Annotated in this window: 22 protein-coding genes; 8 read left to right on the top strand and 14 right to left on the bottom strand. The window is 66.7% G+C overall.

Translation table 11 applies throughout. From position 1 onward, the window contains the following. Both pgaC and pgaD read left to right on the top strand, forming a co-directional pair. The gene (gene pgaC / locus ACI2JH_RS08650; protein ID WP_182657161.1) at positions 1-1,251 is read left to right on the top strand and encodes a poly-beta-1,6-N-acetyl-D-glucosamine synthase; all 1,251 of its coding nucleotides are present in this window, start codon (positions 1-3) and stop codon (positions 1,249-1,251) included. After that, positions 1,248-1,736 carry a poly-beta-1,6-N-acetyl-D-glucosamine biosynthesis protein PgaD gene (pgaD, locus tag ACI2JH_RS08655; RefSeq protein WP_182657160.1) on the top strand — a complete coding sequence of 163 codons (489 nt, stop codon included), beginning with the start codon at positions 1,248-1,250 and terminating at the stop codon, positions 1,734-1,736. Before pgaC ends, pgaD begins: the two co-directional genes overlap by 4 nt. 137 nt (positions 1,737-1,873) lie before the next feature. Here pgaD and ACI2JH_RS08660 read toward each other — a convergent pair whose 3' ends face one another. From ACI2JH_RS08660 to ACI2JH_RS08710, 11 genes are all read right to left on the bottom strand, one after another. Then, the gene (locus ACI2JH_RS08660; RefSeq protein ID WP_404735946.1) at positions 1,874-3,130 is read right to left on the bottom strand and encodes a glutamate-5-semialdehyde dehydrogenase; all 1,257 of its coding nucleotides are present in this window, start codon (positions 3,128-3,130) and stop codon (positions 1,874-1,876) included. 17 nt (positions 3,131-3,147) lie between these two features. Further along, positions 3,148-4,311 (bottom strand): glutamate 5-kinase, encoded by a 1,164-nt coding sequence (gene proB, locus ACI2JH_RS08665; RefSeq protein WP_404735947.1) that lies wholly within the window; start codon positions 4,309-4,311, stop codon positions 3,148-3,150. Positions 4,312-4,318: 7 nt separating this feature from the next. Further along, entirely contained in the window at positions 4,319-4,582 is a 264-nt protein-coding gene (locus ACI2JH_RS08670) for a YciI family protein (protein WP_191770299.1), read from the bottom strand. Then, the gene (gene argH, locus ACI2JH_RS08675; RefSeq protein ID WP_101100773.1) at positions 4,582-5,877 is read right to left on the bottom strand and encodes an argininosuccinate lyase; all 1,296 of its coding nucleotides are present in this window, start codon (positions 5,875-5,877) and stop codon (positions 4,582-4,584) included. Before argH ends, ACI2JH_RS08670 begins: the two co-directional genes overlap by 1 nt. 40 nt (positions 5,878-5,917) lie before the next feature. Beyond that, on the bottom strand, positions 5,918-6,871 hold the full coding sequence (gene argC, locus ACI2JH_RS08680) for an N-acetyl-gamma-glutamyl-phosphate reductase (protein ID WP_404735948.1): 954 nt from the start codon (positions 6,869-6,871) through the stop codon (positions 5,918-5,920). Continuing rightward, positions 6,868-7,470 (bottom strand): GNAT family N-acetyltransferase, encoded by a 603-nt coding sequence (locus ACI2JH_RS08685; RefSeq protein ID WP_101100696.1) that lies wholly within the window; start codon positions 7,468-7,470, stop codon positions 6,868-6,870. Before ACI2JH_RS08685 ends, argC begins: the two co-directional genes overlap by 4 nt. Further along, positions 7,467-8,795, bottom strand: a complete 1,329-nt coding sequence (locus ACI2JH_RS08690) for an acetylglutamate kinase (RefSeq protein ID WP_101100695.1) — start codon at positions 8,793-8,795, stop codon at positions 7,467-7,469. The genes ACI2JH_RS08685 and ACI2JH_RS08690 overlap by 4 nt, the downstream gene beginning before the upstream one ends. A gap of 72 nt (positions 8,796-8,867) precedes the next feature. Next, positions 8,868-9,956 (bottom strand): acetylornithine deacetylase, encoded by a 1,089-nt coding sequence (locus ACI2JH_RS08695; RefSeq protein ID WP_101100694.1) that lies wholly within the window; start codon positions 9,954-9,956, stop codon positions 8,868-8,870. Between the two features lie 249 nt (positions 9,957-10,205). Then, on the bottom strand, positions 10,206-11,399 hold the full coding sequence (locus ACI2JH_RS08700) for an argininosuccinate synthase (RefSeq protein WP_101100693.1): 1,194 nt from the start codon (positions 11,397-11,399) through the stop codon (positions 10,206-10,208). Between the two features lie 60 nt (positions 11,400-11,459). Beyond that, positions 11,460-12,470, bottom strand: coding sequence for an N-acetylornithine carbamoyltransferase (locus ACI2JH_RS08705; protein ID WP_101100692.1), 1,011 nt, complete (start codon positions 12,468-12,470; stop codon positions 11,460-11,462). A gap of 263 nt (positions 12,471-12,733) precedes the next feature. Then, positions 12,734-13,294: a hypothetical protein gene (locus ACI2JH_RS08710; RefSeq protein ID WP_101100691.1), complete on the bottom strand. Its 561-nt coding sequence runs from the start codon at positions 13,292-13,294 to the stop codon at positions 12,734-12,736. 175 nt (positions 13,295-13,469) lie between these two features. On the opposite strand from ACI2JH_RS08710, the gene cysS reads away from it, so the two are divergent. Genes cysS through ACI2JH_RS08725 form a run of 3 tightly spaced genes read left to right on the top strand, consistent with a single transcriptional unit; the run spans position 13,470 to position 16,598 of the window. Further along, on the top strand, positions 13,470-14,846 hold the full coding sequence (gene cysS / locus ACI2JH_RS08715) for a cysteine--tRNA ligase (RefSeq protein ID WP_182657195.1): 1,377 nt from the start codon (positions 13,470-13,472) through the stop codon (positions 14,844-14,846). 55 nt (positions 14,847-14,901) lie between these two features. Then, on the top strand, positions 14,902-15,354 hold the full coding sequence (locus ACI2JH_RS08720) for a SufE family protein (protein ID WP_042614071.1): 453 nt from the start codon (positions 14,902-14,904) through the stop codon (positions 15,352-15,354). Then, positions 15,351-16,598, top strand: coding sequence for an MFS transporter (locus tag ACI2JH_RS08725; RefSeq protein WP_404735949.1), 1,248 nt, complete (start codon positions 15,351-15,353; stop codon positions 16,596-16,598). Before ACI2JH_RS08720 ends, ACI2JH_RS08725 begins: the two co-directional genes overlap by 4 nt. 54 nt (positions 16,599-16,652) lie before the next feature. Here ACI2JH_RS08725 and ACI2JH_RS08730 read toward each other — a convergent pair whose 3' ends face one another. Next, positions 16,653-18,257 carry a transglycosylase SLT domain-containing protein gene (locus ACI2JH_RS08730; RefSeq protein WP_101100688.1) on the bottom strand — a complete coding sequence of 535 codons (1,605 nt, stop codon included), beginning with the start codon at positions 18,255-18,257 and terminating at the stop codon, positions 16,653-16,655. Positions 18,258-18,380: 123 nt separating this feature from the next. Between ACI2JH_RS08730 and ACI2JH_RS08735 the strand changes: the two genes are divergently transcribed. Further along, the gene (locus ACI2JH_RS08735) at positions 18,381-19,886 is read left to right on the top strand and encodes a helicase HerA-like domain-containing protein (protein ID WP_404735950.1); all 1,506 of its coding nucleotides are present in this window, start codon (positions 18,381-18,383) and stop codon (positions 19,884-19,886) included. Between the two features lie 43 nt (positions 19,887-19,929). Beyond that, the gene (gene greB, locus ACI2JH_RS08740) at positions 19,930-20,448 is read left to right on the top strand and encodes a transcription elongation factor GreB (protein ID WP_404735951.1); all 519 of its coding nucleotides are present in this window, start codon (positions 19,930-19,932) and stop codon (positions 20,446-20,448) included. Positions 20,449-20,609: 161 nt separating this feature from the next. Here the strand turns inward: greB and ACI2JH_RS08745 are convergent, their stop codons facing one another. Further along, on the bottom strand, positions 20,610-21,479 hold the full coding sequence (locus ACI2JH_RS08745; protein ID WP_404735952.1) for a DUF3025 domain-containing protein: 870 nt from the start codon (positions 21,477-21,479) through the stop codon (positions 20,610-20,612). Beyond that, the gene (gene rimO, locus ACI2JH_RS08750; RefSeq protein ID WP_404735953.1) at positions 21,476-22,849 is read right to left on the bottom strand and encodes a 30S ribosomal protein S12 methylthiotransferase RimO; all 1,374 of its coding nucleotides are present in this window, start codon (positions 22,847-22,849) and stop codon (positions 21,476-21,478) included. Before rimO ends, ACI2JH_RS08745 begins: the two co-directional genes overlap by 4 nt. 13 nt (positions 22,850-22,862) lie before the next feature. On the opposite strand from rimO, the gene ACI2JH_RS08755 reads away from it, so the two are divergent. Next, positions 22,863-24,512: a recombinase family protein gene (locus ACI2JH_RS08755; RefSeq protein ID WP_404735954.1), complete on the top strand. Its 1,650-nt coding sequence runs from the start codon at positions 22,863-22,865 to the stop codon at positions 24,510-24,512. The last annotated feature ends 2 nt before the right edge of the window (positions 24,513-24,514 follow it).

The following is a 24,514-nucleotide window of genomic DNA, read 5'->3' on the forward strand; positions in this document are numbered from 1 at the left end:
ATGGACCACACGCCTGTCTACTACCTGTTCCAGTTCGCCTTCTTCTACCCCATGGTGATGGCGTTCTTCTGGATGTCGGGAGGCCTGTACTACTTTTTCCGCCGCGAGCGGAAGTCGCGCGACCGCAATGATCCGCCGCCGATGGACGAGTACCCGTTCACTTCGCTGCTGATTCCGTGCCACAACGAATCGGACAACCTGGACGACACCATCGGCGCGGCGCTGGCGCAGCGTTACCCGGACTTCGAGGTGATCGCCATCAACGATGGCAGCGGCGACGACACCGGCGCGCGCCTGGATGCGCTGGCGGCGATCCATCCGCGCCTGCGCGTGGTGCACCTGGACCGCAACCTGGGCAAGGCCAATGCGCTGCGCATGGGGGCATTGGCGGCGCGCTCGGAGTACCTGGTCTGCATCGATGGCGATGCGATGCTGGAAGAGCACGCCATGCACTGGATGGTCTGGCATCTCACCAGTGGCCCCCGCGTGGGCGCGGTCACCGGCAACCCGCGCATCCGCAACCGCTCCACACTTCTGGGCCGCCTGCAGGTGGCCGAATTCTCTTCCATCATCGGCATGATCAAGCGGGCCCAGCGCGTGTACGGGCGCATCTTCACCATCTCCGGCGTGATCGCCGGCTTCCGCCGCACCGCCCTGCACCGCATCGGCTACTGGGCCGATGACATGGTCACCGAAGACATCGACATCAGCTGGCGCCTGCAGCTGGACCACTGGGACATCCGGTACGAACCCAACGCGCTGTGCTTCATCCTGATGCCGGAAACCCTGCGCGGGCTGTGGAAGCAGCGCCTGCGCTGGGCCCAGGGTGGCGTGGAGGTGCTGCTGCGGCATGGCATGAGCCTGTTCAACTGGCGCAAGCGCCGCATGTGGGGCGTGCTGGTGGAGTACATCTTCAGCGTGCTGTGGGCCTATGTGATGCTGTTGATCATCGTGTTGTGGGCGCTGGGCAAGGTCGTCGAACTGCCGCCGTCGCTGTACATCCAGACGCTGCTGCCGCAGTGGCACGGGGTGATCCTGGCGCTGGTCTGCCTGCTGCAGTTCGCCAGCAGCCTGATCATCGACCGTCGTTACGAAATCAACATCGGCCGTAATTACTTCTGGGTGATCTGGTACCCGATGGCCTACTGGTTGATCAGCCTCTTCACCACCCTGGTGGCACTGCCGAAGACACTGCTGAAGCGAGGCAGGAAGCGCGCCACCTGGGTCAGCCCGGACCGGGGAATTCGATGAACGCCAACAAGCCGTCCCGTCGTTTTGATTCGCGCCTCATCCAGAAGCCGCGCCGGCAACCCCGCCTGCAGCGCACCGCGTGGGGCTTCGTCACCATCGCCTTCTGGGCGTTCTATTTCTATCTATGGGCGCCGGTGCTGACCCTGATGTCCTGGCTGGTGGGCGGCCGCCTGGCCTGGATCCAGCTGTACGAGCGCAAGCAGCAGCTCGATCCGTTCCTGGTCATCGCCCTGCCGGTATTGCTGATCGGTTGCGCGGCGCTGCTGATCCTGTGGGCGGAGTACAACCGCTACCGTTTCGGGGGCAAGGAGCGCCGCGCCCCGCGCGTGGATGTCGAACTGCCGGAGATCGCGCGTGACCTGGGGGCCAGCGATGCGCTGGCACGCCAGCTGTCCGGCGCGAAGGCGGTCACGCTGCACATGGACGATGATGCACGCCCGGTCGGCATGACCGAACAGGTGCTGACGCAACCTGCTTTCCGGTAGTGACGGCCGCTGGCCGTCAGCGCCTGGCCGTCGTGGGTGACGACCGTTGGTCGTCACATCTTTGCCGCTGCGCTCGCCGAGCATGGCTCGGCGCTACCGGGTGACGACCCGCCCCGGTGGGTGACGACCGTTGGTCGTCACACCTTTGCCGTACGCACCTGCCCTTCCCCGCGCACCACGAAACGTTCCACCGTCAACGCTTCCAGACCCATCGGGCCGTACGCATGCAGGCGCGTGGTGGAGATGCCGATCTCGCTGCCCAGGCCGAGCTGGCCGCCATCGGAAAAGCGCGAAGAGGCGTTGACCATCACCACTGCCGATTGCAGCGCATGGATGAAACGCTCGGCATTGGCGGCGTCCTGGGTAGCGATCACTTCGGTGTGGTCGGAGGTGTAACGGCGGATATGCGTGATCGCAGCCTCCACGTCATCCACCACTTTCACCGCGATGATCAGATCCAGGAACTCGGCCGCGTAGTCCTCATCGGAAGCAGACGTGCTGCCCGGCAGCAACGGCTGTGACAGCGCATCGGCGCGCAGCTCCACGCCGCGCGAAGCCAGGGCCTCGCCGGCGCGCGGCAGGAATTCCCCGGCTATATCACGATGTACCAACAGGGTTTCCAGCGAATTGCACGCCGAGGGCCGGCTGCACTTGCCATCAACCAGCAGTTCGAGGGTTTGGCCGATATCGGCGCTGGCATCCACGAACAGGTGGCAGACGCCCTTGTAGTGCTTGATCACCGGCACGCGCGCATGCTCGGCGACGAAGCGGATCAGGCCTTCTCCTCCGCGCGGAATCGCCAGATCGATCAGCTCGTGCAGTTGCAACAGTTCCAGCATCGCCTCGCGGCGCAGGTCGGTCAGCACCGTCACCGCCGCCTCCGGCACCCCGTGGGCCGCCAATGCACTGCCCAGCGCAGCGGCGATCGCGGTATTGGAATGGATCGCCTCCGAGCCGCCGCGCAGGATCACCCCGTTGCCGGCCCTCAGGCACAGCGCCGCGGCCTCGGCGGTGACGTTGGGCCGCGCCTCGTAGATCATCGCGATCACCCCCAACGGCACGCGCACTTTCTGCACGCGGATCCCATTGGGGCGCACGTCGTCGCGCGTCACCTGGCCCACCGGGTCCGGCAGCCCGGCCACCTCGCGCACTGCCTCGGCCATGGCGAACAGCCGCGACGGGTCCAGCATCAGGCGATCCAGCATGGCGTTGCCGATGCCCTTCGCGCGTGCTGCGGCAAGGTCACGCGCATTGCCGGCCAGGATCTGTCCAGCGTTGGATTCCAGCGCCGCAGCCATGGCCAGCAGCAGCGCGCCGCGCTGCGCCGTGTCCAGCCCGGCCACCATGGTGGCGGCGGCACGGCAGGCGCGTGCCTGTTGTTCGATGTCACTCATGGGAATCGCCTCGTGGTTCATACCAGCACCAGGTCGTCGCGGTGCACGACGTTTCCACCATAGTTGTAGCCCAGTGCCGCTTCGATGTCGCGCGAATGGCGGCCAGCGATGCGGCGTATGTCGCTGGCCGCATACTGGGTAATGCCGCGTGCCACGCTGACCTCGCTGCCTGCATCGCCCGCCCGGGAGCGGATCTCCACCATGTCGCCGCGGCGGAACTCGCCGTGCGCGCCGGTGATGCCGCCGGGCAACAGCGAAGCCCCCTTGGCCCGCATTGCCTGCACCGCGCCATCGTCGACCCAGATCACCCCGGGTTCCACGGGTGCGTGCCGCAGCCAGTACTTGCGCGCGGCCTCGCGACTCTGCGCGGCATGCAGGCGCGTTCCCTGCAGGCGCCCCTGTGCCAGCGCACGCACCACATCGCCGTTGCGGCCATTGAACAGGATCGTCTCGATGCCCAGCCGCGCTGCCTTGGATGCGGCTTCCAGTTTGGTGCGCATGCCGCCGGTGCCGGCGCTGCTGCCGCTGCCCCCGGCCATCGCCAGCACCTCGGCAGTCAGTTCATGCACCTGCGCGATCGGCTGTGCAGACGCATCCCGGCGCGGATCGGCGCTGTACAGGCCGTCGATGTCGGTGGCGATGAACAGCACATCGGCATCCACCAGCGCCGCCACGGTAGCGGCCAGGTTGTCGTTGTCGCCAAGCTTGAGCTCGTCCACCGATACCGTGTCATTTTCATTGACCACCGGCAGCGCGCCCAGCCGCAGCAGCTCGTTGAGCGTGGCACGGGCGTTGAGGTAGCGACGGCGGTTGCGCAGGTCATCATGGGTAAGCAGCACCTGCGCCACGGGACGTTCGAAGAAGCGTTGCCACAGCCCGATCAGCTGGGCCTGGCCGAGTGCGGCCAACGCCTGGCGGGCAGCCATCGCCGCGCCATTGGCCTCCACCCGCGGCAGGATCGCGCGGCCGGCGGCGACCGCGCCGGAAGACACGATCACCACCTCGCGGCCGGCCAGTACGTTGGCCGATACGAACTGGGCAAGCCCCAATGCGTAGCGCGGGGACAGCCCGCCGCCATCGGCGGCGAGCAGGCTGCTGCCGACCTTCAGCACGGCGCGCCGCCAGTCCGGCAACGCTTGTTCGGGAAACGGCGATGCGGTCATGGCGGCAGGGTCGCTCATCAGGGGCTCAGCGGGTGGTCCATTCGTGGACGGTCAGGTCCGAAGACTGCAGGGTCACCAGCGGATCGCGCGCGACAATGGCACGCGCCTGTTCCAGGGTGGCGACGTTGCACAGCACGTAGGCGCCACCGCTGCCGTCACTGAAACCACCGGTCAGCTGCAGCTGGCCGGCGGCACGCAGTTCATCGAGGAATGCGATGTGCGGCTGCACCGCCGCCGGGTCGAAATCCGGCCGGCGCATCGCCATCACCAGGTAGACGGTGCCGGCCATCAGGCCAGCGCCTGCCAGCGCGCGCGCAGGACGTCCAGGCGCAGGTCGGCGGCGGCGCCGGGCGACACCCGGGCGGCCAGGCTGCCTTCCGGCGTACGGCCCTGGCCTGCTGTGTCCGCACCTGCGGCCGCGGCCTTGTAGGCCTCGCGGAACGGTACGCCGGCGACGGCCGCCTCGACCGCCACATCGGTGGCGTACATGCCCGAATCGATGCCGGCCAGCAGCTTGTCGTTGCGCCATTCCAGGTTGGCCAGCAGCGCCGGCAGCAGTTCCAGCGCAGCAAGACCGCGGCCGAAGCCGTGGAAGATCGCGCCCTTGGACCCCTGCAGGTCGCGGTGGTAACCGGATGGCAGTGAAAGCAGCTGCTCGATCTCGGTACGTGCGGCGGCGACGCTGGCGTGGGTGGCGCGCATCAGCTCGATGACATCGGGATTGCGCTTGTTGGGCATGATCGAGCTGCCGGTGGTGTACTGCGCGGGCAGTGCCACGAAGCCGAATTCCGCGCTGGTGAACAGCGACAGGTCCCATGCGATGCGGCGCAGGTCCAGGGTGGCGCCGCCGAGTGCTTCCAACGCGGCCATCTCGAACTTGCCGCGCGACAGCTGCGCGTAGATCGGCGATACCTGCATGCGCGCGAAGCCGAGCGCGGCAGTGGTGTGTTCACGGTCCAACGGCAGGTTCACGCCGTAGCCGGCGGCGGTACCCAGCGGATTGGCATCCACAAGCGCGTGTGTATCGCGGGCGCGGACAGCGTTGTCAATGAACGCCTCGGCCCAGCCGGCCCACCACATGCCGGCGGAGGAAACGACGGCACGCTGGATGTGCGTATAGCCCGGGATCGGCAGGTCCTTTTCGGCTTCAGCACGGTCCAGCGCCACCTTGGCGATCTCCGCGCTGAGCTGCGCCACGCGCTGCAGCTTTTCCTTCAGCCACAGCCGGGTCGCCACCAGCACCTGGTCGTTGCGGCTGCGGCCGGTGTGGATGCGGCGGCCGGCATCGCCAAGGCGGTCGGTCAGGCGCGCTTCGATGGCCGAATGGCCGTCTTCGTACTGTTCGTCCAGCACGAACCGGCCGGCGCGGAAGTCATCGGCCAGCACCTCCAGTTCACGCTGCAACCCAGCCAGCTCGTCGGCACTGAGGATGCCGATGTGCTGCAGGCCCTCGGCATGCGCGGCACTGGCGGCGATGTCATGCAGGAAGAATTCGCGATCCAGGATCACGTCATCACCGGCGAGGAAGGTCTGGATCTTTGCGTCGACCGCGACGCCCGGCTTCTGCCACAGAAGGTCTGCCATGCTGTGCTCCATCGGCGGCGTGGGCCGCCCGTTGATTCAATCAGTGCGGGATCGAAGTAAGTTCGTCGATGCCCAGGGCGAGGTTGAGGTTCTGCATGGCCTGGGTGGCTGCGCCCTTCAACAGGTTGTCCAGCGTGGCCACCACCACCACCCGCTTGCCGCCGGGTGCCACGGTGAACCCGCCGACCTGCACGCCGTGGCGGCCGGCGATGCGGCTCACCCACGGCGCTTCGTCGACCACTTCGATAAGCGGCTCACCGGCATAGGCATCGATGAAGCGCGCGGCGATCTGTTCGCGGGTCTGCGCCTGGTTGAGCCAGATATTGACCGTCATGGTGATACCGCGGAAGTGCGGCGCCACGTGCGGCATGAACTCCACGGGCACGCGCAGGTGCGCGGACACCTCGCGCTCGTGGACGTGGTTGGTCAATGCGTACGGCATCAGGTTGTCGGCCAGCAGTTCCGGATTGTTCTTGTCCGAAGGCGTGGTGCCGGCGCCGGAATAGCCGGAAACACCGAAGCACTGCGGCGGACCGGCCAGCAGGTCCAGCAACGGGTGGATCGCCAACTGCATCGCGGTGGCATAACACCCCGGGTTGCTGATGTGCTTCTCACCGTTGTAGTTGCCGCGGGTCAGCTCGGGCAGGCCGTAGTACCAGCTTCCCTCGAAGCGGTAGTCAGCGGAAAGGTCCACGATGACCGTGTCCGGCCTGGCGGCCTGCAGCGCGGCGACGAACGGTGCGGCCAGGCCATTGGGCAGCGCCAGGATCACCGCGTCCACGCCCTTGGCGGCGACCGCGTCGGCGTCCAGGTTTTCGTACTGCAGCTCGCCGGTGATTTCCGGGTGGTGCTCGGCCAGCCGCTGCCCGGCGCGCTCGCGCGAGGATACGAAAGCCAACTGCAGGCGCGGATGCGCGGCCACCAGTTTGATCAGCTCTGCCCCGGTGTGGCCGCGGGCACCGACGATGCCCAGGGTGAAGGTTGTTTCGTTCATGCGTGGGTATCCAGGCGGAACTGCAGGTGGCGTTTCACCGCCGCCCATTCCGTATCGATGATGGAGAAAACGACGGTATCGCGCGGCGTGCCGTCGGGATGCCGGGTATGGTTGCGCAGCACGCCGTCCTGCTTGGCGCCAAGGCGCGCGATGGCCGTGCGCGAGGCATGGTTGAACCAGCTGGTTTCAAACACCACGGCCAGGCAGCCGAGCGTTTCGAAGGCATGCCGCAGCAACAGCAGCTTGGCCTCGGTATTGACCCCGCTGCGCTGCACGCGCGGCGCATGCCAGGTATAGCCGATGCTCAGCTTGGGCACGCTGGCATCCAGTCCGTAATAGCGCGTGGTACCAACGATCTCTCCGCTTGCATCACGGATCACCATCGGCAGCATCGTGCCTTCGCCCTGCGCCTGCAGCGCCGCCTCGACATAGTCAGCCACGCCCGAGGGCGACGGCACTTGGGTGAACCACAGCTGGTCCAGCCCGGTGCCTTCCACGGCGCGCTGCAGGCCCGGCACGTGTGCGGCCTGCAGCGGTTCAAGCGAGACGTGGCGGCCTGACAGCGTCGGCGCAGCGGTCCACTCGGAGGGCGTGCTCATCCGAGCAGGCTCGGCGAACGCTGCGCGCAGTGGTCGACGTAGGCCTTGATGCGGTCAAAGCCATCGGCACCGAACCAGAAGGTCTTCCACGTGCCCTGTTTGTAGCAGCCATCGGATTCGGCGTAGTAGAAGTGGTTGATCGGGTTGCCGTTGCGCGAGCGCCAGAACAGCTGCGGGGTCTCGTCCAGCATCACGTTCCACACCGCCCGGCCCAGGCCCTCGCCCTGTGCGTCGTCAAGCACCGCGAATTTATCCAGGTACACGCCTTCCGCTTCGTCGGTGAGGATCACCGCGGTGCGGTAGTTTTCGCTGACATACGCGCGCAGCAGGCGGGTCTTGTCGAAGTAATCCGGCACCAGCACGCGGCCGAAACTGGATTCGATCAGCCCGCGCAGGCGCGGCAGGTCCAGTTCGTCCCACGACGTCGCGCGCAGCACGCGTTCGCCCTTGCGCACCAGCGTACCGGAGCCTTTATGGGTGAACAGTTCCTTGGCCAGGTCGGCCGGCCGGGTGATCGACACCGACGACTCCAGCGGCAGCCGGTCCAGCAGCGACTTGATCTGCTCGATCTTCACCTTCATGCCGCCGTGGATCCACGGCTGGCTCATCAGGTGTTCGTACTCGGTGGACAGGTTGATCGAATCGATCACCCTGCCCTCCTCGTCCAGCAGCCCGCCGGTGCCGGTCAGGAAGATGATCTTGTACGGCTGCAGCTCCTGCACCAGTTCGTTGGCGGCGAAGTCGGCGTTGACGTTGAGGATCTGCCCGCTACGGGTTTCGCCCAGGCTGGTGATGACCGGGATCGAGCCGGCACGCAGGCTGGCTTCGATCGGCGCCAGGTTGACCTTCTTCACTTCGCCGACCAATCCATAGGTGGCCTGGTCCATGTACTCGGCTTCGAACACGCCACCGGTGATGGACGTGGCACGCGCACCATTCTGCTGCAGCGCTTCCACCAGCCGCAGGTTGGACTGCTGGAAGACCTGGCGCACGATCGCCAGCGCTTCCGGCGAGGTCACCCGCAGGCCGTTGATGGTCTGCTTTTCGATGCCGGCAGCAGCCAGCTCGGTGTCCAGCTGCGGGCCGGCACCGTGCAGCACGATCGGGGTCAGCCCGACTTCCTGCAGGAATGACAGCGAGGACGTCAGCGCCTCCAGGTCGTCGCGCAGCACCGCCCCGCCCACTTTCACCACCGCGAAGCGTTTGGCGTCGAGCTGCGAAAAACGCTTGAGGTACTGGCTGATTTCCTTCGCGCTGGCCATGCTGGAAAGCAGGCGCACGATGGTCTGGCGGGTCTGGCGATGAGGCTGGAAGGCTGGGGACATTTCGGTTTCATCACAGGCGGCGGGGGCCGCGTTGCAGTTCCGCCGTGCCGGGGCACGACGGCATCGGGGGGTTCACGCGCCGGCGCTGATGATCCGGTGCACGGCGTCGGCATAGCGCTGCAGTTGTTCCAGCGTCACGAACTCATCGGCGGTATGGGCCTGGGCGATGTCGCCCGGGCCGAACACCAGGGTGGTGTAGCCACCGGCGGAGAACAGCGAGGCTTCGGTCCAGAAATCCACCGCGTTGCCGATCGGCAGGTCCAGCGCATCGGCCACGTCACGCGCGGCAAGGCGCCGGTTCTCGGCATCGGCGATGTCCCCGGCCGGAAGGCTGGGGCCACGGAAGGTTTCGGTGAACAGCGCCGCTTCCGGCTCGGCCAGGCCGGCGAAGGTGGCCAGCAGCGCATCGATGTCCATCGACGGCAGCGGACGGAAACCAAAGCGCAGCTCGGCCGCTGGCGCGATCATGTTGGCCTTGATCCCGCCTTCCACGCGGCCGATGTTGAAACGCAGCCCGGTCAGCCCACCGAAGCGTGCCGAGGACAACGATTCCACATGGTCCAGCGCGCGGTTGCCCCAGCGCATCGCCTGGTGCAACGCGCTGGCGGCCGCATCCTGCTTGCCCGACGCGTGGCCGGCGCGACCGGCGAACTGCATCAGCACCGAGCTGATGCCACGGTGGGCCAGCACCGCCTCGCTCATGGTCGGCTCGGCCACCAGCACCGCCTCGTAGGGCAGGCCACGGGCCAGGAAGGCGGCAATGCAGCGCGGATCGTTGGCTTCTTCGTCGCTGGAAAACAGGAATGCCGCATCACCTTCGCTGGCATTGGCGGCAGCCACCAGCGCCGCGGCCGCGCCCTTGATGTCACACACGCCCAGCCCGACCACGCGGTCGTCCAGGCGACGCATCACATGCGGATCCGCGCTCCAGTGGGGCGAGTCCGGCACGGTATCCAGGTGCACGTTGAACAGATACTTCGGCGTACCACGCACCGCATGCAGGCTGACCGCCCCGTCACCATGGTCGATCACCTCCACCTGGAAGCCGGGCAGGTTGTCGCGCAGGTAATCGAAGATTCCCCCCGTGGTGATCGCACGCGGCGGATTGCGGGTATCGAAAGACACCAGGGCCTGCAGGTGATGAAGCGTCTGTTCCAGCATGTTGCGTAGATCCTTCAGGACAACGTGAATCCAGATGGAGGAAAACCCCCTTCTTGTTGAAGGGGGTGCGCCAACGGCGCGGGGGTTAAGGTGGAATGCGTGGGCAAACCGCTGGCGGTTTGCTGAAGGGGGTGCGCCAACGGCGTGGGGGTTAAGGTGGAATGCGTGGGCAAACCGCTGGCGGTTTGCTGAAGGGGGTGCGCCAACGGCGTGGGGTCAAGGTGGAATGCGCGGGCAAGTCAATCGCTTTCAGCGATTGACCTGGGCATACAACGTAGAGCTCATGCCGAACAGCTTGATGAAGCCCTCGGCTTCTTCCACGCCCCAGTCTGCCGACTGCGCATAGGTGGCGCCCTTGGTGTTGAGCAGGTGCGGCGAACGCACGGCCACTGCATCGACGCGGCCGCCACGGGTCTCCAGCACGACTTCACCGTTGACCTTGGCCTGGGAGGACTTCAGGAACGCTTCAATGTCGGTCTTCAGCGGGTCGTGGTAGAAGCCTTCGTACACCAGCTCCACCCACTTGCGCGCCACGTCCGGCTTGAAGCGGTTCTGCTGCTTGGTCAGCACCGCGTCTTCCAGTGCACGGTGCGCGGCCAGCAGCGACACCAGGCCCGGCGCTTCGAACACGATGCGGCCCTTCAGGCCGATCACGGTGTCGCCGGTGTACACGCCGCGGCCCACGCCATACGGAGCGAACAGCTTGTTGAGCGTGGCCAGGATCTTCTCGCCCGGAAGCGCCTTGCCGTCCAGCGCCACGGCAACGCCGTCGACGAACTTCAGGGTGACGGTGAGGGCCTGCTCCGGCCATTCGCTGCGCGGTGCGCACCAGCCGCGGGCGCCTTCACCCGGTGCTTCCCAACGGTCGATCTCACCGCCGGACATGGTCAGGCCCAGCAGGTTCTCGTTGATGGTGTAGGCCTGCTGCTTGGCGCGCACGCCGAAGCCGCGCTCTTCCAGGTACTTCTGCTCGTAAGCGCGGGTCTGGGTGTGTTCTTTCTGGATTTCGCGGATGGGGGCGATGATCTGGTAGTCGCCCAGCGCCTTCACCGCCAGATCGAAACGCACCTGGTCGTTGCCCATGCCGGTGCAGCCATGCGCGATGATGTTGGTACCCAGTTCGGCGGCGCGCTTGAGCGCAGCATCGACGATCAGGTAACGGTCCGACACCAGCAGCGGGTACTGGCCCTGGTAGCCTTCACCGGCCCAGACGAACGGCTTGACGAAACCTTCCCAGATCGCAGGACCCCCATCGACGGTGACATGGCTGGTGACGCCCAGCTCGGCGGCGCGCTTTTCGATGAAGTCGCGCTCTTCGTCATCCACGCCGCCGGTGTCGGCGAACACGGTGTGCACGTTGTAGCCGCGCTCCTGCAGGTAGGGCACGCAGAAGCTGGTATCAAGGCCGCCGGAGAAGGCGAGGACGACGTCTTTGTTGCTCATGGGGGTAAGGTCCTGGTAGCGCCAGGTGATGCCCGGCGGAATGTTCGAATCAGAAAGAAATCAGCGGCCGGCCAGCGCGGCCATGATGGCCTTCTGCACGTGCAGCCGGTTTTCGGCCTCGTTGATGGCGATGCACTGCGGCGAATCCATCACCGCATCGGTGGCCTTGACGTTGCGACGCAGCGGCAGGCAATGGCTGAAGACCCCGTTGTTGGTCAGCGCCATCTTCTGCTCGTCCACGATGAAGTGCTTGTACTGGTCGCGGATCGGCTTTTCCGGTTCCCAGTTGCCGAAGAACGGCAGCGCGCCCCAGCTCTTGGCGTACACCACGTCGGCACCGGCGTAGGCGCTTTCGATGTCATGGCTGACCTGCAGCGAACCGCCGTTCTCGGCCACGTTCTGCTCGGCCCAGCCCATGTAGCGCTCGTCCAGGATGTAATCCGGGGTCGGGCACAGCAGGGTCACGTCCATGCCCATGCGGGTGGCGATGGTCAGCGCGGAGTTGGCCACTGCGGTGTTCAGCGGCTTGGGGTGGTAGGTCCAGGTCAGCACGTACTTCTTGCCACGCAGGTCCTGGGTGCCGAAGTGCTCCTGCAGCGCCATCGCGTGGGCCAGTTCCTGGCACGGATGGGTGATGGTTTCCATGTTGATGACCGGCACCGGCGAGTACTTGGCAAAGCTCTTCAGCACGGTGTCTTCGCGGTCGACCGACCAGTCCACGAACTTCGGGAAGGCACGCACCGCGATCATGTCGCAGTAGCGGCCGAGCACCTTGGCCACTTCGGCGATGTGTTCTTCGGTATCGCCATCCATCACGGTGCCGAGGTTGAACTCGATCGGCCATGCATCCTTGCCCGGCTGCAGCACCACCGCGTGGGCACCAAGCTGGAAAGCACCCAGTTCGAAGCTGGTGCGGGTGCGCATGGACGGGTTGAAGAACACCAGCGCGATCGATTTGCCTTTCAGCTGGTCGCCGAGCTTGTTGCGCTTGAACAGCGCGGCCTGGGTCAACAGCGCATCGAGTTCGCTGCGGCTCCAGTCCTGGGTGTTCAGGAAGTGCTTGAGGGACATCAATCGATCCTTGCGGTGTGGAATTGGGTGCAGATGCAACTTTTCAGATCCCGGAAACGAAAAAACCCAGCCGGTGGGCTGGGTTTTTTACCGAACAGACAGCACGAAGCTCCGGTCACCCAGCGGAAATGTGGGATTCCGGTCGGCGGGCACGCGAGGTCATGCTGCTGGCCTGGCGGGCGGCGCTGGAGTCGTGCTGGAAGTCGGTTGCGTTCATTTCCGCCCATGGTGGCATGGCCGATGGTGCGGTGCAAGACCCGCCATCAGGGATTTGTCGGCGAACCCTGTTCGGCACCGACCCACGGGGTGATCGAGACCCGGATCTTCAGCCGGTTGCCGGGGTCTTCGGGCAGCCGCGAGCGGTACTTGGTGCCCTTGTAGACGTAGTCCACGTCATAGGCGATGGGCCGGCGGAACTCGCGACCGACCGGCACGATGCGGCAGTCCCGGGTCAGGATCGGCGCGTTGCTGGGCTGGGCCCCGGCGGGCACTGCCGCCACTTCGGCGCTGCCCTCTTCGCCAGGCTTGAAGATCGATCGCACCGAATCCCACAGGCGCCCGAAGCGGCCCTTCTCTTCCACCGGCTCTTCGCCGGTGACGTTCACCGGCGGCAGGTTGCGCGTGGTGACCGGCTCACAATGCTCTTCGGTGCGGGTGGCGCGCAGGGTCTGGAACACCGGCTCGACGTTGAGCACCTGGGCGTAATCGAGCTTGATGTTCTCCACGATCACCACCCGGTTGCGGGGCTCGGCCTCTTCCGATTGGGCCATGGCAGGGCCGGCCAGCAGGCAGGCAGCCAGTGCGGGAAGGAAGAGGTATCTCATCGGCAACGGGTTCGAGGGCACATTGATAGTGTAGGCAGCACGGACACCAAGGGGCTGAACATTACCCGTCCGCCGCGCAGGGGGCCAGCCCATGGCGTGCCCGGATGAGCCCACGCGGTACCCCGGGAGCCCCTGCAGCGCTAGAATCGACGGCTTGTCCCCCAGCGCCCCCACCATGACCCTGCGCCTGCACAACAACCTGACACGCCAGCTGGAAACGTTCACTCCGCTCGATCCGGCCTGTCCGACCCTGTATGTGTGCGGCCCCACGGTCTACAACTACGTGCACATCGGCAACGCGCGCGGCCCGGTGGTGTTCGGCGTGCTGGCCGACCTGCTGCGCCGTCGCTTCGGCGCCCTGCGCTACGCCCGCAACATCACCGACGTGGACGACAAGATCAACACCGCCGCGCGCGAGCAGGGCGTTCCGATCAGCACCATCACCGACCGTTTCGCCGCGGCCTACCGCCAGGACATGGCCGCGCTGGGCGTGGTGCCGCCGGACATCGAACCGGAAGTCACCGCACACATGCCGCAGATCATCGAGATGATCGCCCGGCTGATCGACAGCGGACACGCCTACGCCGCCGAAGGCCACGTGCTGTTCGCGGTGGACACCTTCGAGGGTTACGGCAAGCTCTCCCGGCGGGATCCGGAGGAAATGCTGGCCGGTGCCCGCGTCGAAGTGGCCCCGTACAAGCGCGCAGCCGGCGATTTCGTGCTGTGGAAGCCCTCCAGCGACGATCTGCCCGGCTGGGACTCGCCGTGGGGCCGTGGCCGCCCTGGCTGGCACATCGAGTGCTCGGCCATGGCCGCCGCCCACCTGGGCCCGACCATCGACATCCATGCCGGTGGCGTGGACCTGCAGTTCCCGCACCATGAGAACGAAATCGCGCAGAGCGAGTGCGCGCACGGCGGTGAAATCTTCGCGCGGTTCTGGCTGCACAACGGCATGCTGAACTTCGGCGGCGCCAAGATGAGCAAATCGCTGGGCAACATCGAACGCGTGCACGACCTGGTCCAGAAGCATCCGCCCGAAGCCCTCCGCCTGGCCCTGCTTTCGGCGCATTATCGCCAGCCACTGGACTGGTCCGATGCGGTGATCGAGCAGGCCGGGCGCACCCTGGACCGCCTGTACGGCACCCTGCGCGACCTCGCCGACCTGCCTGCTGCTGCACGCATACCGGCCGTGGTGGAAGCCGCGCTGGACGATGACCTCAACACACCGCTGGCGCTGGCCGAGCTGGCCCGCATCGCCGGTGAAGCACGCAAGGCCACCGATCCCACCGAGCGCGCCCAGCTGAAGCAGGATCTGCTGGGCGCCGGCCTGGCGCTGGGCCTGCTGCAGCAGGATCCTGCCGCATGGTTCGGGACCGCCGGCGGCAGCAGCGACGACGATGCCCGCATCCAGGCGCTGATCGACGCGCGTGCCGCTGCCAAGCAGGCCCGTGATTTCGCCCGCTCCGACGCCATCCGCGACCAGCTGGCCGCCGAAGGCATCGTGCTGGAAGACACCGCGCAGGGCGTGCGCTGGGTGCGCAAGCGCGCCTGATCGCCCTCGTGCCGGCCCATCCCGGCCGGCCGCACCCCGCCAGATGAAGAATGAAATGACCGACTCCCCGTTCCCGCTTGAAGCTACCGCCGCCGAGGCCCAGACCACCATTGCCGAGGAGTTCTCCTTTTTCGGGGACTGGTCCGAGCGCTACCAGTACCTGATCGACCTGGGCCGCAAGCTGCCGGTCTTCCCGGAAGAATGGAAGACTGAGGAACACCGCCTGCTGGGTTGCCAGTCGATGGTCTGGATCGTGCCGGAGGGCAATGCCGATGCCCTGCACTTCCGTGCGATCAGTGACTCGGCGATCGTGTCCGGGCTGATCTTCCTGGCACTGCGCGTGTACTCCGGGCGCTCCGCACAGGAGATCATCGACACCGAACCCAGCTACATCCAGGACATCGGTCTGTCGCGGCACCTGTCGCCCACCCGCAGCAACGGCGTGGCCGCGATGTTGGCCTTCATCCGCGAAACCGCGCAGGCCCAGCTGCATTCCACGCGCCCGTGAGCCTCCCGGCCCCCACCGAAGAGACCGCGCGCACCCTGCTGGCGCGGCCGGGCTTCAGCCAGCTGCTGGCCTACCGCATCTTCGCGATGCTGTCCTACCAGGTGGTTGCGGTCACGGTGGGCTGGCACATCTATGAAGTAACCCGCAATCCCTTTTCGCTGGGCCTGGTCGGCCTGGCCGAAGTGTTGCCGTTCTTCTGCGTGGCGCCGTTTGCCGGCTACCTGGTCGACCATCTGCCACGACGCCGGCTGGGCATGGCGGCCTGCGCCGGACTGGTCGCCACCGCACTGGTGCTGTGCGCGGTGGCACTGGGCTGGCTGCCGTTCCATGGCGTGTGGCCGATCTATGCCGCCATCGCGCTGACCGGCATGGTCCGCGCCTTCCTGTCGCCGATCTACAACGCGCTGTTCGCACGGGTGCTGGAGCGCCACCAGTTCGCCCGCGGCGCAGGGCTGGGCAGCGTGTTCTTCCAGGCCGGGATGGTGGTGGGACCGGCGTTGGGCGGCGTACTGGTCGGCTGGGGCGGCAAGGGCGTGGCCTACGGCGTTGCCACCGGCTTTGCAGTGATGGCGATGGCCTGCCTGGCCTCGTTGAAGGTGAGCGAGCCGCTGCATGCCGGGCCAGCCGCGCCGATCTTCCGCAGCATCGCAGAAGGCGCGCGCTTCGTGGTCGGCAACCGGATCATGGTCGGAGCGATGGCGCTGGACATGTTCTCGGTGCTGCTGGGCGGCGTGGTGGCGATGCTGCCGGCCTTCCTGCAGGAGATCCTGCATTACGGGCCCGAAGGGCTGGGCATCCTGCGCGCGGCGCCGGCATTGGGGTCCATCGCAGTCGGCCTGTGGCTGGCCCGCCACCCGCTGCAGCAGCATGCCGGCCGCGTGCTGTTGTTCGCGGTGGCCGGCTTCGGGCTGTGCGTGATCGGCTTCGGGCTGTCGCACCACTTCTGGCTGTCGGCGCTGATCCTGCTGTTCTACGGCGCCTTCGATGGCGTGTCGGTGGTGGTGCGTTCGACCATCCTGCAGCTGGCCACGCCGGAGGAAATGCGCGGCCGGGTGTCGTCGATCAACGGCATCTTCATCAGTTCGTCCAACGAACTCGGCGCGTTCTATGCCGGCACGATGGCCAGGTGGCTGGGGCTGGTGCCGGCGGTGGTGCTGGGCGGTTTTGCGGTGCTCAGCGTGGCGGGCATCACGGCGTGGAAGAACCCCACGCTGCGCCGCCTGAACCTGCGCGACCTGCAATAGATCCAGAAGCGTGACGACCAACGGTCACCCACCATGCCGTCACTACCGGGTTGGTCAGTTGCCGCAGCCCTGCAGCTTCAGTGTCTGGCCCTGGCGCAGGCTGTAGGCCGGTGCCTTCAGGCCATTGGCGCGGGCCAGCGTGGGCACGTCGCAGCTGAACTTCGCGGCGATCCTGCCCAGCGTTTCGCCCCTGCCCACCTTGTGCGAACGCACTGGCTGCGCGCGCGGTGCAGCGGGACGTGGCGCCACTACCGGAGCGGTCGGGGCGGTGCCCACCACGCTGGCTTCCGCTGCGGCCACCGGCACTACCCCGCCCACCGCCACGCTGCCGGTGAAGCTGGCCGCGCTCGGGCGCACGATCGCCGCGTTCAGATCAGCGGTGATCAGGGTACGTGCCAGGTCAGCACGCGGGCCGCTTACGCAGTTGCGCGTGTACAGGCCGGCGATGCGGGTGGTGGCGTTGATCAGCGTGCCGGCCGGAATCCAGCCATCCGCTTCGTAACGCGGGTTGAGGTTGCGCAGCGTGCGCATGTAGCCATCGCGCGTACCCTGGCTGCCCAGGCAGATGGTCAGCTCATAGATCGTGGTGGACTTGGCCAGGCGCACCGTCGCAGGCTGTGCGTTGACCTTCGGGAACTCCACGCCGTACTGCTGCGGGTGGAGGAAAATCCAGGCGGCGGCAATGACCATCGGCACGTAGTCCTTGGTCTCGCCGGGGAACTCGTTGTAGACGCTGTCCACCCAGAAGCTCTGTCCAGCGTTCTGCCGGAACACGCGCAGCGCGCGCCCTTCGCCGCCGTTGTAGCCGGCCAACGACAGTTCGATGTTGTTGTTGAGCTGGCGCATGCGCTCGTTGAGGTAGGTCGCGCTGGCTTCGGCTGCGCTGCGCGCATCGAAGCGGGTATCGAAGCCGGTGCCATCCGGACCCAGCCCGAAACGCCGGCCGGTGGCCGGCATGAACTGCATCAGGCCGGCGGCGCCGGCACGCGAAGAGGCATGCACGCGGCCATTGGACTCCTTGGCCATGATGCCGAACAACAGCGCTTCGGGCAGGCCGCGCTTTTCCCATTCCGGCCACATCACCGCGCGCACGTTCTGGTAGTTTTCGTAGCTGGTCAGCAGCGCCGGGCGCATGTCGGTCAGCCAGCGCCGGATACCGGCCTGGATGGCCGGGTTGTACTCGACCATGCTGTCGAAGGCATGCCGCTTGTCGTTGAGCAGCGCCGCCGCGCGGGCCGCTTCGGGCACGTCGGCCGCCAACGGCCCGATGTGGTCCGGATCGGCCTGCAGGGTGTCACCGGCTTCGTCGGCCACGCTGTCGTCGCCCTCGGCGTCGGCATCGCGCTTGAGCAGGCGCTTGTAGGTAGCCAGCAGGGTGCTCATCTGGCAGCCTTTCTGTCCCACGCACTCGCTCAGCACGTCTTCCATGTCCTCCAGCGCGGCATCCGCCTCGGCGGCGCCCTTGGGATCGGCATTGGACACGCGCAGCAGCGCGTCGGTATAGCGCTTCTCGGCCACGCCCATGCGCTGCTGCAGCGCTTCGGCCTTGGCCCGGTCACGGTTGGAAACACGTTGCGCATGGGCGTCGGGGACGGCCAGCAGCAGGCTGGCAAGGGCCAGGACGGGCAATCCACGAACAAGCAGGACAGGAACGGGCATTTTTGGCACTGTGTGCGAATCAGGCAGGCAGAGTAGCGGTGCCGCCACGATCCGGGCAACCCGGAGAGGGCCCGCACCGTGCAGCCGGTTAACATTGCGCGCATTCATCACAAGGGATGGACCATGGACCCGATTCTGCTCGGCAAAGGCATCACCGACGACGTAGCGGTCACCCTGTTGCCCAAGCTCGGCAATCGCCACGGACTGGTGGCCGGCGCCACCGGCACCGGCAAGACAGTGACCCTGATGACGCTGGCCGAAGGTTTCTCGCGGATCGGCGTGCCGGTGTTCCTGGCCGACGTGAAGGGCGATGTGTCCGGCCTGGCCGTGGCCGGCGCCGGCGGCGATGCGCTGCTGCAGCGTGCCGCGCAGATCGGAGTGGCCGACTACGCGCCGGCCGCCAGCCCAGCCATTTTCTGGGACCTCTTCGGCAAGCTGGGCCATCCGGTGCGCACCACCGTCAGCGAGATGGGCCCTACCCTGCTGACCCGCATCCTCGAGCTCAGCGACACCCAGGCCGGCGTGATGGACATCGTGTTCAAACTGGCCGACGACCGTGGCCTGCTGCTGCTGGACCTGGACGACCTGCGCGCGCTGCTCGGGCTGGTGGCCGAAGAGCGCAAGGACATCTCCACCGAGTACGGACTGGTCAGTGCGCAATCGGTGGCGGCGATCCAGCGTGCCCTGCTGCGGCTGTCACAGGATGGCGGCGAAGCGTTCTTCGGCGAGCCGGCGCTGGAACTGGCCGATATCATGCGGGTCAACCACGATGGCCGCGGGGTCATCGGCATCCTCGCCGCCGACCAGCTGGTGCTGAAGCCGAAGCTGTATTCGACCTTCCTGCTGTGGCTGCTGTCCGAGCTGTTTGAAACCCTGCCGGAAGTGGGCGACCTGGAAAAACCCAAGCTGGTCTTCATCTTCGACGAGGCCCACCTGCTGTTCAACGATGCGCCCCCTGCCCTGGTGCAGCGCATCGAACAGGTGGTGCGGCTGATCCGTTCCAAGGGCGTGGGCGTGTACTTCTGCTCGCAGTTCCCCGACGACGTGCCGTCCAACATCCTCGGCCAGTTGGGCAACCGGGTGCAGCATGCGCTACGCGCGTTCACCCCGCGCGACCAGAAGGCGGTGAAGACCGCTGCGGAAACCTTCGTGCCCAATCCGAAGCTGGACGTGGCACGCGTGCTGTCCTCGCTGGGCACCGGTGAAGCGCTGGTATCCACCCTGCAGGACAAAGGCATCCCGATGCCGGTGCAGCAGACCCTGATCGCCCCGCCACGCTGCCGGATGGGCCCGGTCACCGACGCCGAACGTGCGCAGGTGCGCGCCGGCAGCCCGGTCGGCAGCCGCTACGACACCGCCATCAACCGTGAATCGGCGGCCGAACGGCTGGCCCAGCGCGCGCAGAAGAGCGTCGAGCAGGCCGCCACCCCCAAGGCGCGCACGCGCGAGCAGGACGACGCGCAGGACGGCGGGTTCGGCCAGACGATCAAGGATGCGATCTTCGGCACCAAACGACGCCAGGGCATGATCGAAACCATGGCCAAGCAGACCACGCGCACGGTGGGCACCAGGCTGGGCAACCAGATCGTGCGCGGGATCCTCGGTGGCATCTTCGGCGGAAAGCGCTGAAGGTCCGTAAGCTGTCGCATTGCAGTTGCGTAGAGAGCAGTAGATGTCGCGTTGGCGTCCCCCAGCAGAAAAGAGCACCGCGCTGATCACCTCCGGCGGCCATGCACGGCTGAAGGCCGAGCTGGAGGACCTGTGGCGCGTGCGCCGCCCGGAAGTGGTGAAGGCACTGGCCGCAGCCGCGGCCGAAGGTGACCGCTCGGAGAATGCCGAGTACACCTACCGCAAGAAGCAGCTGGGTGAGATCGACCGCCGCGTGCGCTACCTCAGCAAGCGGCTGGAGGCACTGCGCGTGGTCGATGGCGAACCGAGCGACCCGCAGGCAGTGTTCTTCGGCGCGTGGGTAGAACTGGAGAATGTGGATACGGCGGAGATCAGCCGTTACCGCATCGTCGGGCCGGACGAAACCGATGCCGCCACGGGCTGGATCAGCATCGACTCACCGCTGGCGCGTGCCCTGTTGAAGAAGCGCGTGGACGATGAGTTCGAGGTCGACCTTCCCGGCGGACGCCACGGCTTTGCGATCCTCGCCGTGCAGTACGGCGCCGGAACGGACCGCCGGTAGCACCGGTAGCGCCGAGCCATGCTCGGCGAGCGCGCAGCGCGGCCCGTCTCAGACACCGCAATCCCCGAACCAGAAGCCGCCGAGCATGGCTCGGCGCTACCGGACCGCGCACCGCGCGGATTGCATCACGCCGCGCAGGGCGCGAACGGAGAATCACCGACCTACAGCGGCGGCGGATACCCACGCCCAGCCCGCAGCGGGCGGAAATACGCCGTCTGTTGGTACAACCCGGCGTCCTGCCGCGGGTGCCAGCCCGGGATGCCGGCCAGCGGCAACGGCCGCAGCTCCAACGGATCCTGCAGCACCGCACCCTCGTCCAGCGCACGCGCCACGGCCGCGATGCAGGCAGCATCATCCTCGCCGTGCACCACCAGGCATTTGCCTACCAGCAGTCGCGTCGGCAGCAGTGCCTGCTCCATCAGCGCATGGCCGATCACCGCTGCCACGCCGATGTCGCCGCTCGCCCACTGCTTTGCCCCCTGCACGAACAGCACCTGCCAGTCGTGCGCATCCCACGCCGCCAGCAGGCGCGCGTCACGCACCCGCACGATCACGCCGGATTCGTCGAACTGGGTCAGTGCGGCCTGCGTGCGGTTGCGGGCGTGGGGGCCCATCTGCCGGATGTGCTGGCACTGACCGCTATTGAGCGCTCGCTTGATGCCCGGATAGCGCGCCCAGACCAGCGCGTTGAACAGGTCGTGCCAGCTGCTGGCACGGGTGGCGATGCGGCCTGTCTCGGCAATGCGCTGCTCATAGTGCCGGCCATCGGCGAGCAAGGCCGCGTCCTGCTCGACCAGCCGCTTGTCCTGCAGTGGCAGCACGCCGTTGAGCATTTCGATGGAAGGCCACTCCGCACCCGCCAGCAGCCGGGAAAACGGCGCCAGTGCGTCAAACAGCGGATGCGCGAAGCAGGCCGCATCCACCGCCGCGCGCGGTGGCGCGACGAAGCGGCGGCGGGTCGCGCTGGAAGCCGAAGCGTGACGGCCAACGGTGGCCACCCACCCGGGATCCGGCGCTTCCGGATGGGTCACAGCATTTTCAGATCGAGTGTTTTGCGCGCGGCGGGCACAGCGGTCGGCGGCAATGCATCGCCGTACAGATCGTGCTCATCGCTTTCGGTGATTTCCACGTCGACGAAATCGCCGACCCGCAGGGTCACCTCATCGGCATTCTGGATATGCACCAGTCCGTCGATCTCCGGTGCGTCGGCCTTGGAACGCGCCACCGCGATATCGCCTTCGATCGCATCGACCAGGCACTGCTGCACGGTACCGATCTTGGCTTCAAGCCGCGAGGCGGAGATCTGCGCCTGCTTTTCCATGAAACGCGCCAGGCGTTCCTGCTTCACTTCTTCCGGCAACGGATCGGGCAGGTCGTTGGCCGTGGCGCCTTCCACCGGCGAATAGGCGAACGCACCGACACGGTCCAGCTGCGCCTCGTCCAGGAACGACAGCAGTTCCTCGAATTCGGCTTCGGTTTCGCCGGGGAAACCGACGATGAAGGTCGAACGCACGGTGATGTCCGGCGCGATGCGCCGCCAGTTCTGCACCCGCTCCAGGGTCTTTTCCACCGCGCCCGGACGCTTCATCAGCCGCAGGATGCGGGGGCTGGCGTGCTGGAACGGAATGTCCAGGTACGGCAGGATCCGGTTTTCCGCCATCAGCGGCACCATCTCGTCCACGTGCGGGTACGGGTAGACGTAGTGCATCCGCACCCAGGCATCCAGCTCGGACAGACCTTCGCACAGCGACTTCATCCGCGTCTGGTAGGCCTTGTCGCGCCACATGCGCTCGGCGTACTTCACGTCCACGCCGTAGGCGGAGGTGTCCTGGGACACCACCAGCAGTTCGCGCACACCGCCGCGCACCAGCCGTTCGGCTTCGCGCAACACCTCATCCACCGGCCGCGAAACCAGCTTGCCGCGCATCGAAGGAATGATGCAGAAACTGCACTTGTGGTTGCAGCCCTCGGAAATCTTCAGGTACGCGTAATGGCGCGGGGTCAGCTTGACCCCGTAGTCCGGCACCAGGTCCACGAAGGGATCGTGACGCGGCGGAATCGCCGCATGCACCGCTTCCATGACGCTCTGGTAGTCCTGCGGCCCGGACACGGCCAGCACGTCCGGGTACGCCTCGCGGATCTGCTCCGGGCGCTTGCCCAGGCAGCCGGTGACGATCACCTTGCCGTTGGCGTTCATCGCCTCGCCGATCGCATCCAGCGATTCGGCCACCGCCGAATCGATGAAGCCACAGGTGTTGACCACCACCACGTCGGCGGCGTCGTAGGTCGGGACGATGTCGTATCCCTCTACCCGCAACTGGGTGAGGATGCGCTCGGAATCGACGAGGGCCTTCGGACACCCTAATGAAATAAACCCTATACTTCGACGATCCGAATCCATCTTGGTTGGCTCTATGGCTACAAAGGCCAAAGTTTACAGCTACTTGCGCTTCAGCGACCCAAAGCAGGCCGCCGGCAGTAGTGCTGACCGTCAGCTTGAGTACGCGCGCCGATGGGCAGCCGAGCACGGGATGACTCTCGACTCGGCCCTGTCGATGCAGGACGAGGGCCTATCGGCCTACCACCAGCGCCACGTCACCCGCGGCGCACTCGGCGTGTTCCTGGTCGCGATCGATGAGGGACGAATCCCGGCCGGGTCGGTGCTGATCGTCGAGGGGCTGGACCGGCTGAGCCGCGCGGAACCCATTCAGGCGCAGGCCCAGCTGGCGCAGATCATCAATGCCGGCATCACGGTGGTGACTGCCAGCGACGGCCGCGAGTACAACCGCGAAGGGCTCAAGGCCCAGCCGATGGACCTGGTCTACAGCCTCCTGGTGATGATCCGGGCCCATGAGGAATCCGACACCAAGAGCAAGCGCGTGCGCGCGGCGATCCACCGGCAGTGCCAGGGCTGGGTAGCCGGAACGTGGCGTGGTGTCGTTCGAAACGGTCGAGACCCCCACTGGCTGGGCCTCAATGAGGGGGTGTTCCATATCGTGGAGGAGCGCGCCAAGGCGGTGCGGCTGGCCATCACCATGTTCCTTGAGGGGCACGGAGCCGTCAGGATCGTCCGGACGCTGGACGAGCTGGGCCTGCAGATCACCGATGGCGGGAACCCCTCACAACAGCTCTATCGGATCATCCGGAATCGCGCCCTGGTGGGCGAGAAGGTGATCGAGGTCGATGGCCAGGAGTACCGGCTCGAGGGCTACTACCCCGCCCTGCTGTCGGTCGAGGAGTTCGCCAGCCTGCAGCACATGGTCGGCCAGCGCGCGAAGCGCAAGGGCACCGGCGAGATCCCGGGCCTGATCACCGGTCTGCGCCTCTCCTTCTGCGGCTACTGCGGCTCCGCCATGGTCGGCCAGAACCTCATGAACCGGGCCCGGCGCGAGGACGGCAAGCCCCAGCAGGGGCACCGTCGCCTGATCTGCGTGGGGAACTCTCAGGGAAGCGGTTGCGCGGTGGCCGGTAGCTGCAGCGTGGTCCCCATCGAGCATGCCGTGATGTCCTACTGCGCCGATCAGATGAACCTGACGCGCCTGTTCGAAGGCGGCGACCGCAGCGCCGCGATCGCGGGCCAGCTCGCGGCAGCGCGGGTGCGCGCGTCCGACACCGCAGCCCAGGTTGAGAAGATCACAGACGCGCTCCTCGCAGACGAATCGGGCGAGGCGCCTGCCTCCTTCCGCCGCCGCGCGCGCGACCTCGAGGTGAAGCTGACCGGCCAGGAGGCTGAGGTGGAGGCGCTGGAGCGCGAGCTGGCTTCGCTGGCATCAACGCCCACGCCGGCAATCGCCCAAGCCTGGCAAGAGCTGGCGGCAGGGGTGGAGGCGCTGGACTATGACGCACGGACCAAGGCACGCCAGATGGTTGCGGACACCTTCGAACGGATCGCCATCTATCACCGAGGGATGACGCCCACCCCGTCCCGATCCTGGAAAGGCACGATCGATCTGGTGCTGGTGGCCAAGCGAGGGAACACCCGGCTTCTCCACGTTGATCGCCAGACGGGGGAATGGCGCGCCGGTGAGGAGCTGGTTGGCCCACTGCCCCCTCTCCCGATATAGCC

The sequence above is a fragment of the Stenotrophomonas sp. NPDC078853 genome (assembly GCF_044901215.1).
GTDB classification, from domain to species: domain Bacteria; phylum Pseudomonadota; class Gammaproteobacteria; order Xanthomonadales; family Xanthomonadaceae; genus Stenotrophomonas; species Stenotrophomonas lacuserhaii.

What these genes read in the sequence shown, in the direction of transcription:
- pgaC (WP_182657161.1), top strand. Translation starts at nt 1, where the DNA reads ATGGACCACACGCCTGTCTACTACCTGTTCCAGTTCGCCTTCTTCTAC.
- pgaD (WP_182657160.1), top strand. Translation starts at nt 1,248, where the DNA reads ATGAACGCCAACAAGCCGTCCCGTCGTTTTGATTCGCGCCTCATCCAG.
- ACI2JH_RS08660 (WP_404735946.1), bottom strand. Translation starts at nt 3,130, where the DNA reads ATGAGTGACATCGAACAACAGGCACGCGCCTGCCGTGCCGCCGCCACC.
- proB (WP_404735947.1), bottom strand. Translation starts at nt 4,311, where the DNA reads ATGAGCGACCCTGCCGCCATGACCGCATCGCCGTTTCCCGAACAAGCG.
- ACI2JH_RS08670 (WP_191770299.1), bottom strand. Translation starts at nt 4,582, where the DNA reads ATGGCCGGCACCGTCTACCTGGTGATGGCGATGCGCCGGCCGGATTTC.
- argH (WP_101100773.1), bottom strand. Translation starts at nt 5,877, where the DNA reads ATGGCAGACCTTCTGTGGCAGAAGCCGGGCGTCGCGGTCGACGCAAAG.
- argC (WP_404735948.1), bottom strand. Translation starts at nt 6,871, where the DNA reads ATGAACGAAACAACCTTCACCCTGGGCATCGTCGGTGCCCGCGGCCAC.
- ACI2JH_RS08685 (WP_101100696.1), bottom strand. Translation starts at nt 7,470, where the DNA reads ATGAGCACGCCCTCCGAGTGGACCGCTGCGCCGACGCTGTCAGGCCGC.
- ACI2JH_RS08690 (WP_101100695.1), bottom strand. Translation starts at nt 8,795, where the DNA reads ATGTCCCCAGCCTTCCAGCCTCATCGCCAGACCCGCCAGACCATCGTG.
- ACI2JH_RS08695 (WP_101100694.1), bottom strand. Translation starts at nt 9,956, where the DNA reads ATGCTGGAACAGACGCTTCATCACCTGCAGGCCCTGGTGTCTTTCGAT.
- ACI2JH_RS08700 (WP_101100693.1), bottom strand. Translation starts at nt 11,399, where the DNA reads ATGAGCAACAAAGACGTCGTCCTCGCCTTCTCCGGCGGCCTTGATACC.
- ACI2JH_RS08705 (WP_101100692.1), bottom strand. Translation starts at nt 12,470, where the DNA reads ATGTCCCTCAAGCACTTCCTGAACACCCAGGACTGGAGCCGCAGCGAA.
- ACI2JH_RS08710 (WP_101100691.1), bottom strand. Translation starts at nt 13,294, where the DNA reads ATGAGATACCTCTTCCTTCCCGCACTGGCTGCCTGCCTGCTGGCCGGC.
- cysS (WP_182657195.1), top strand. Translation starts at nt 13,470, where the DNA reads ATGACCCTGCGCCTGCACAACAACCTGACACGCCAGCTGGAAACGTTC.
- ACI2JH_RS08720 (WP_042614071.1), top strand. Translation starts at nt 14,902, where the DNA reads ATGACCGACTCCCCGTTCCCGCTTGAAGCTACCGCCGCCGAGGCCCAG.
- ACI2JH_RS08730 (WP_101100688.1), bottom strand. Translation starts at nt 18,257, where the DNA reads ATGCCCGTTCCTGTCCTGCTTGTTCGTGGATTGCCCGTCCTGGCCCTT.
- ACI2JH_RS08735 (WP_404735950.1), top strand. Translation starts at nt 18,381, where the DNA reads ATGGACCCGATTCTGCTCGGCAAAGGCATCACCGACGACGTAGCGGTC.
- greB (WP_404735951.1), top strand. Translation starts at nt 19,930, where the DNA reads ATGTCGCGTTGGCGTCCCCCAGCAGAAAAGAGCACCGCGCTGATCACC.
- rimO (WP_404735953.1), bottom strand. Translation starts at nt 22,849, where the DNA reads ATGGATTCGGATCGTCGAAGTATAGGGTTTATTTCATTAGGGTGTCCG.
- ACI2JH_RS08755 (WP_404735954.1), top strand. Translation starts at nt 22,863, where the DNA reads ATGGCTACAAAGGCCAAAGTTTACAGCTACTTGCGCTTCAGCGACCCA.